Raw genomic sequence first — 7,052 nt, 5'->3', positions numbered from 1 at the left:
AGCCGAAGTACTCCCTGTTTGAGCGCTGGGTAGAAAACGGCCTGCTCGACTTAGTAGGGCAAGAAGGTGTGGGCTGCATCCCCTTCTCGCCGCTCGCCCAGGGCCTGCTCACCGATAAGTACCTGCACGGCATCCCGAATGACTCGCGGGTGGCCAAGGGAGTTGGCTTTCTGAAGGAAAGCCAGCTCACCCCGGCGCGCCTGCGTCAGATTGGTCAGCTCAACGACCTAGCCCAGGCGCGCGGGCAAAGCCTCGCTCAAATGGCGCTGGCTTGGATCCTGAAAGATGAGCGCGTAACCTCCGTGCTCATCGGAGCCAGCCGACCTGCGCAGCTACTCGACTCGCTCCGCAGCTTGGACAACACGCGGTTTGATGCAGCCGAATTAACGCAGATAGAAGCGATTCTAGCCACTTGAACTGCTTGGTTTACTTTCTCCTTTTTCGCAAAGACTACTGAGTTGGTAGCAAGTGAATGCCCCTGATTAAGCCATTGCACAGAATGGCGATAAAGAAAGTACTTACTACCATGTAGCCAAACTAGCGGTAAGCGGAGTAGCCCGCGGCGATCTGCTAACCCGAGAAATGTCTTTGTACCTGCGGGTGAGTAGCCAGATTGTGTGCAGCGTGCTGTCGTAAACTACAGGCACTACTAGCCGTGTCATCCTGCGTGCTACTGCTTAAGTCTGAGCGCTTCGGAGCCGGCCAGCCGGACACCCACGTGCCGTATATCTCCTAGCTATCAGGCGAGAAGTAGCGATGAGAGTCAGCAGTTAATGACAGAACCTAGCAGGCTCATGACCACCATGAGCAAAAAGGTGAAGCGAGACAGGAGGCCCATGCAAATGAGGAAAGGAGGTACGTAGCTGCCCTTTCTTGGGAAAGGCTGTGTAGAGCAGAATGTTATAGCCTAGTACCTGCAGCGCGTAGTTGTTGGAGAATACCGTCAGCCTAAGACTAATGATGGTTGTGCCACGTGCGGTCATCAATCTCAGTAGCTACAACAAGCTGACGCAACTACTGCCGAATCCAACCATAGATGCTCAACCTTAAGCAAAGTGGTTGCCTTGCTACCTCATTTACAAAGTAGGCCTGTCAACCATTGACGAGCTAAGAACACATCTTAAGCTATGGTAAATAAAGGTAGTTGCCGAGCACGATAATAAATAGTTCACTTTCTAATATTTGTATTTCATTCGTGTATTAAGTGTTAAAATAGTATCATATTATGAAAAATAGTATTAGCTAGGTTCGCCTTGTTAAAAGCAGCACTAGTAGTAGGAAGCAAAATAGTTTGCCAAGCATTAAAAGTTGAATCATCTCACCTCAGCAACCATTGTTTCACATATTGTTAATGCATTGGTTATAGTTGTTTTTTTGATATGTAAAATACTGTAAATGAGTGGAATGAAGTAAGAAAATTGACCGATGTCTGTTTCTTTAGAGATGTTGAGAGCAAGTGCTTTTGTGATTCTTGTAGTCACTTTAGCTGCTAGTTGGGGTAGAGTCATTATAGATTTAATAATGTATAAAATTTTGTTATTTCACGTAATTATTACCACTCAAAAGCGCATAAAAATATCACTAATAAAATTGTACTTTTTCTTAAAAATAGATGCTCCTTATATACCTGTGTAAGTGGGATTGTACTTTTTGCACACACAAGGTCATTCATCCTATCAAAAGGGAGGATTTAGCCTATTTGGGCCCCTCACTGAATCGATTTAGCTTTCTGAAAAATTCACTGCAAACGTTTTCTAAGCCTCTTGCAGAATGTTGTCCTCTTTGTCTATAAAAAGGAAAAAAAGCTCTCTGTAAAATACATTGTTTGAATCGTAAGCAAGTGTTATACAAGGGCTTATTGAAGATTGTAACTGATTTCCTCGTTGGAAGGAGCTTCATCTCCTTTGCTCTTAGCAGCCTGATACTATGCTACAGCAGGAATCGTCTGCCTCGCAGCAATTCTGAAGTAGCTCGACTGGTGTAACTAAGCAACTTCCAACATCTAACTATTGAGTTCAGAGTACCCCGTGCTCACCTGAGGTAAGTAGAACGAACCAACCTGTTGTGCTGCTCCCTGCACAGCTGTTCCACTAAAGTATTCCCACCATTATTCTTTACTTCCCATGAAGAAATCTTTACCACTTTCCCTGCTAATGGCATTGATGCTGATGTCATTAGATCTATGGGCGCAGAGCACGCTGAAAGGTGTTGTCACAGATGCCTCAAAAGGGGAGGGGCTGCCTGGTGTTAGCATCGTTGTGAAAGGCACTACCAATGGCACCACATCGGGAGGTGATGGCTCTTATTCCATAAATCTCCCTAATGCTGACGCTACGCTGATCTTCTCCTATATCGGCTACGAAACCATGGAACTGCCAGCGAAAGGTCGCACCACGCTGAACGTGCAGTTGAAAGCTGACCAGAAGGCTTTGGAAGAAGTCGTGGTTATTGGCTACGGCTCGGTGAAGCGGAGCGATGTAACAGGTGCTGTGGCCACCGTGAAGACGGAAGACTTGCTCAAGACCATCCCCACTAGCATCAACCAGGGCCTGCAAGGGCAAGTGGCGGGCGTGCAAGTGAACCGCAGCGACGGGGCTCCCGGCGCGGGCATTAGCCTGACCATCCGCGGGGCAAACTCTTTTACAGGCAGCGAGCCACTGTATGTTATTGACGGTATTCCGTTTACCTCGCCTTCGGCTACGGGTTCTTCCACTGGTGGGGCCAACCCATCGGGTGGTACTGGGCAGTCCACAAATGCTCTATCCTACATTAACCCGCAGGATATTGAGTCAATGGAAATCCTGAAGGATGCTTCGGCTACTGCTATCTACGGCTCGCGTGGGGCCAATGGCGTGGTGCTGATTACCACCAAAAAGGGCAAATCCGATAAGGATCGGATTGAGGTTGTGGCCAACACCAGCATCTCAGAAATTTCGCGGCAGGTGAAGGTGCTTAATGCTTATCAGTATGCCCAATTCCAGAACGAAGCTCAGTTGAATGCCGAGAGGTACAACGGCTATACGCCTGCCACACTGCCTTTTCCCGGCACTCGTGGCTTTGACCCGACTATCGGGGATTCGACCTATTTGCCTGCACCCGAAGACTTCCTAAATGGAACGGCTGGCGACTCGTACCCAGCTGGCTTTAAGGGCACTGACTGGCAAAAGCAGATTTTTCGCCGTGCCATCACCAAGGACTATACGTTGCGCATGTCGGGTGGCAGCGACAAAGGCACTTACTCGGTATCGGGTAACATGCTTGATCAGCAAGGTATTATCGTTAACTCCGGCTTTAAGCGCTATGGTTTGCAGGCTAACATTGTGCGGAAAGTGCACAAGTGGATTGAGCTAGGTACTAGCAACAACATCACGTTCACGGACTATAAGCTAGGTAAGACCAACTCCAACGGTAACGAGGCTAGCATTATCAGCTCGGCGCTGTTCTTTCCGCCCACGTATCCGATTTCCTCACCCGAGTCGAAGGCACGGGAGGATGCAACTTCTTGGTACGCTGCGGCTAACCCCTACAACTACACTCGCACGGCCAAGGACCAGACCCACTCCACGGGCATCTACTCCTCGACGTACGCGCTGCTCAAGTTCACCGATTACCTCTCATTCCGCCAGAACCTAGGGGTAAACTACAATGTGAATAACCGCGAAGTGTACTACAACCGGCGCTTGCAGGAAGCGCGCACCACCAACGGCTACGCGTACTCTTCTGACGACACGTGGCGCGGCATTACGCTGGAGTCTATTCTGAACTTTAACCGCACCTTCCACCAAGATCATAGCGTGAACGCAGTGGTAGGCGTTACGAGGGAAACCGGCTACTCCTACTACCGGAATATGTCGGTGCGCGGCTTCCCCGACGACCTATTGCAGAACAACAACATCGGGGCGGGGCTCAACCAGAAAACCCTCGGCAGCGGCAAATCTGAGAACGGCTTGTTCTCCATGCTGGGCCGCTTAAACTACAGCTACAAGGGCAAATACCTAGCTACGGCTTCGTTCCGCCGCGATGGTTCCAGCCGCTTCACCACGAAAAACAAGTACGCAAACTTCGCCTCTTTCGCTCTCGCCTGGAATGCCGGAGACGAAACCTTCGTCCAGGATTTGAACCTCTTCAGCACCCTGAAGTTCCGGGCTGGTTACGGGCAAACTGGTAACCAAGGGATTGGCTCTTACCGCTCCCTGCCAATGTTTGCTTTCTCGGCTTACCCCATCAACGGCGCGCTACAGCCGGGCTATGCTGACGTGACGTGGCGCGGACCAGCTGATGTGAACTTGCGGTGGGAAACCACGGATCAGTTCAACGCGGGTGTAGATATGGGCTTTATGCAAAACCGCTTCACCGTGACGGTGGATGTCTACAAGAAGAAAACCCACGACCTGCTGCAGCCTATCCAGATTCCGAACAGCACAGGTTTTACCACGCAGCTCACCAACTTCGGTACCGTTGAAAACAAGGGCTTGGAAATCTCTGGAATTGGTCAGTTAGTAACCACACCTAGGTTCAACTGGGGCATCAATGCCAACATCTCCTTCAACCGGAACCGGATGCTCGACCTGCCCGGCGACCAATTTGCCGGTAGCCTCTACAACAACTTCGACAACTTCTTCCTGCAGCGCAATGGCCAGCCCATCGGGACGGTGTACGGCTTCGTGGAAGATGGCTTCTACGACAACCTAGCCGAAGTGGTAGCCGACCCGAACTACGCTGGTCAGTCGGAAGCGGTGCAGCGCATGATGATCGGCGAGATTAAGTACAAAAACTTCGACGAAGATCCCGCCATTACGGCCAAAGACCGCCAGATCATCGGCAACACGAACCCTGACTACAACTTCGGCATCACGAACAACTTCAGCTACCGCAATTTAAACCTGAGCGTGTTCGTGCAGGGCGTGCAGGGCAACGACATCGTGAACACCAACCTGTATCAGATTCGGATGGGCAAGGTGGCCAACTTGCCACAGTTCGTGTACGACGGCCGCTGGACCCCCGAAAACGCTGCTAATGCCACCTGGCCCAAAGCACTGGCCGCCGATACGCGCCAGCCGCGCTTGTCGAACCGCTTGGTGCAAGATGGCTCCTACGTGCGCCTGAAGAACATCAACGTGGGGTACTCCTTCAAGAAGCCTGCTTCTTTCATCGACGTCATCAACGTGTACGCCAGCGTGAGCAACGTGCTGACCTTCACGGACTACAAGTGGTTTGATCCGGACGTCAACGCCTTCGGCAGCGACGCTTCTCGCCGGGGCGTCGACATGAACTCCTACCCGAATAGCCGCACTTACACCCTAGGGGTAAGCGCAGGCTTCTAACCTAATCAGAAAAGTAGTCTCTCGTCAGATGAAAAAGATACAACTACTTGCCCTTTTCTTCGCCGCTTCGCTCGCTACCACGGCTTGCACGGACTTTCTGAAAGAAAAGCCCCTGGACTTTGTTACCCCCGACCAAGTAACGGACCCCGTATTCGTAGCCAACGGGGCGCTGAACGCCCTGGCTTCGGGCTCTATGTTTCGCTATGGCCCATTCCCTAACCTGTGGGATTATGACTCCGATGACGCCACCGGACCTAGCTGGGCGTTCGGCGACGTAGGTGCCGGCAACTACCAATCCTACTGGGGTATCGACACCGGCTGGAACGGTCCTTACACGCTGATTCACCGCTGCAACTTTGGCATCTCGCAGATCAACGCCATGAGCACGGCCGACGCGGCCGCCAAGCAAAATGCGCTCGGTCAGCTGTACTTCCTGCGTGGGTGGGCATATTTTCTACTGGTGAGGGCATACGGGGCGGTTCCCGTATTCGAAAAGGCCGTAACGGAAGGCGCCGAGCCGCAGCAGCCGCGCGTGCCGGTGAAGGATGTGTACGCCATTGTCATCGATAACTTGAAGCTAGCCGAAGCCAACCTAAAGTCGACCAAGGATGCGGGCTACGAGCTAGGTCGGCCCAGCAAAGGCGCGGCCAGCAGCCTGCTCGCCAAAGTGTACCTCACCATGGCGTCGGGCTCTCTGCCTGGCGGCCAGGTGACCGTCAGGGGTGGTAAAGCCTTTCAGTTGGTCGGCGGCAAGAAGGTATTGCTGGCGCCCCAGGCCATTACGCACACCAAAACCGTAGTAGCGGGCCTGGAAGGGCTGAACTCGGCTGAGTACTTCAAGCTCGCTCGCGATAAGGCACAAGAAGTGATAAGCAGCGGCGAGTACTTCCTGTTCCCTTCGCACGCCGAGGTGTGGACCGTAGCCAACCGCAACCGCGGCGAGCATATCTGGGCGTTGCAGAGCATTTCCGAAAATCCTGATTTCGGCAACGAAATCTCCCTGTTTCGTCGCGGCCGCATCGATCCTAGCAAGGCCGACCAGCTGGAAGGCGGCTGGATTGGCACTTCTTATCAGTGGTACCGCAACTTCGAGGAAAACGACCAGCGCATCACCGATGGGGTGCTGCACCGCTGGAAGATGTGGAGCAACACCCAGTTTCACTACTACCCGCTCAGCGACAGCTCGGTTGTAAAAGGCGTGGATAATAGCCCTGCCGCCGTGGCTAAACGTGCCAAGTACGGCTACCTGCCCACCGACGTATCGGCCTTGGATGATGGCCGTATCGGTCGGCTACGCAAGTTTGAAGCGGTGAGCAAGAACACAGTTACCCTCGGCGACTTCCACTTCCCGCTGCTGCGCTACCCCGACGTGCTGCTGATCTTCGCCGAAGCCGATAACGAAGTAAGTAACGGCCCGACGGGCGCAGCGAGAAGCGCCGTGAACCAGATTCGCCGCCGCAATGGAGCTTCGGAGGTGGGCACCTTAAACCAACAACAGTTCCGCTCCTTCGTGCTGGAAGAGCGCCGCCGGGAGCTAGCCCTGGAAGGCGACCGGCGTTGGGATTTGATCCGCTGGGGCATCTACCTGCCCGTGATGAACGCCATCGACATTGACGAGAACAACGTGATTAAGCGTCGGCAACAGAAGCACTTGCTGTTCCCCATCCCGATTTCGGAAGTCAACGCCAACAAGCTCATCGGTGGCAACAATCCTGGCTGGTAATACCT

General features: G+C 52.8%; 3 protein-coding genes. All 3 read left to right on the top strand.

From position 1 onward, the window contains the following. On the top strand, positions 1 to 416 hold a 416-nt coding region (locus BXP70_RS24505), incomplete at its 5' end, for an aldo/keto reductase (protein WP_179197816.1). Positions 417 to 2,123: 1,707 nt separating this feature from the next. Beyond that, a complete protein-coding gene (locus BXP70_RS24500) occupies positions 2,124 to 5,324 on the top strand; it encodes a SusC/RagA family TonB-linked outer membrane protein (protein WP_086596764.1) in 3,201 nt (1,066 codons plus the stop codon). 28 nt (positions 5,325 to 5,352) lie between these two features. After that, positions 5,353 to 7,047, top strand: coding sequence for a RagB/SusD family nutrient uptake outer membrane protein (locus BXP70_RS24495; protein WP_086596763.1), 1,695 nt, complete (start codon positions 5,353 to 5,355; stop codon positions 7,045 to 7,047). The last annotated feature ends 5 nt before the right edge of the window (positions 7,048 to 7,052 follow it).

It is taken from the genome of Hymenobacter crusticola (assembly GCF_002154225.1).
GTDB classification, from domain to species: domain Bacteria; phylum Bacteroidota; class Bacteroidia; order Cytophagales; family Hymenobacteraceae; genus Hymenobacter; species Hymenobacter crusticola.
The sequence above is the reverse complement of the archived record's forward strand: the minus strand, read 5'-3'. Positions and strand labels throughout refer to the sequence as shown.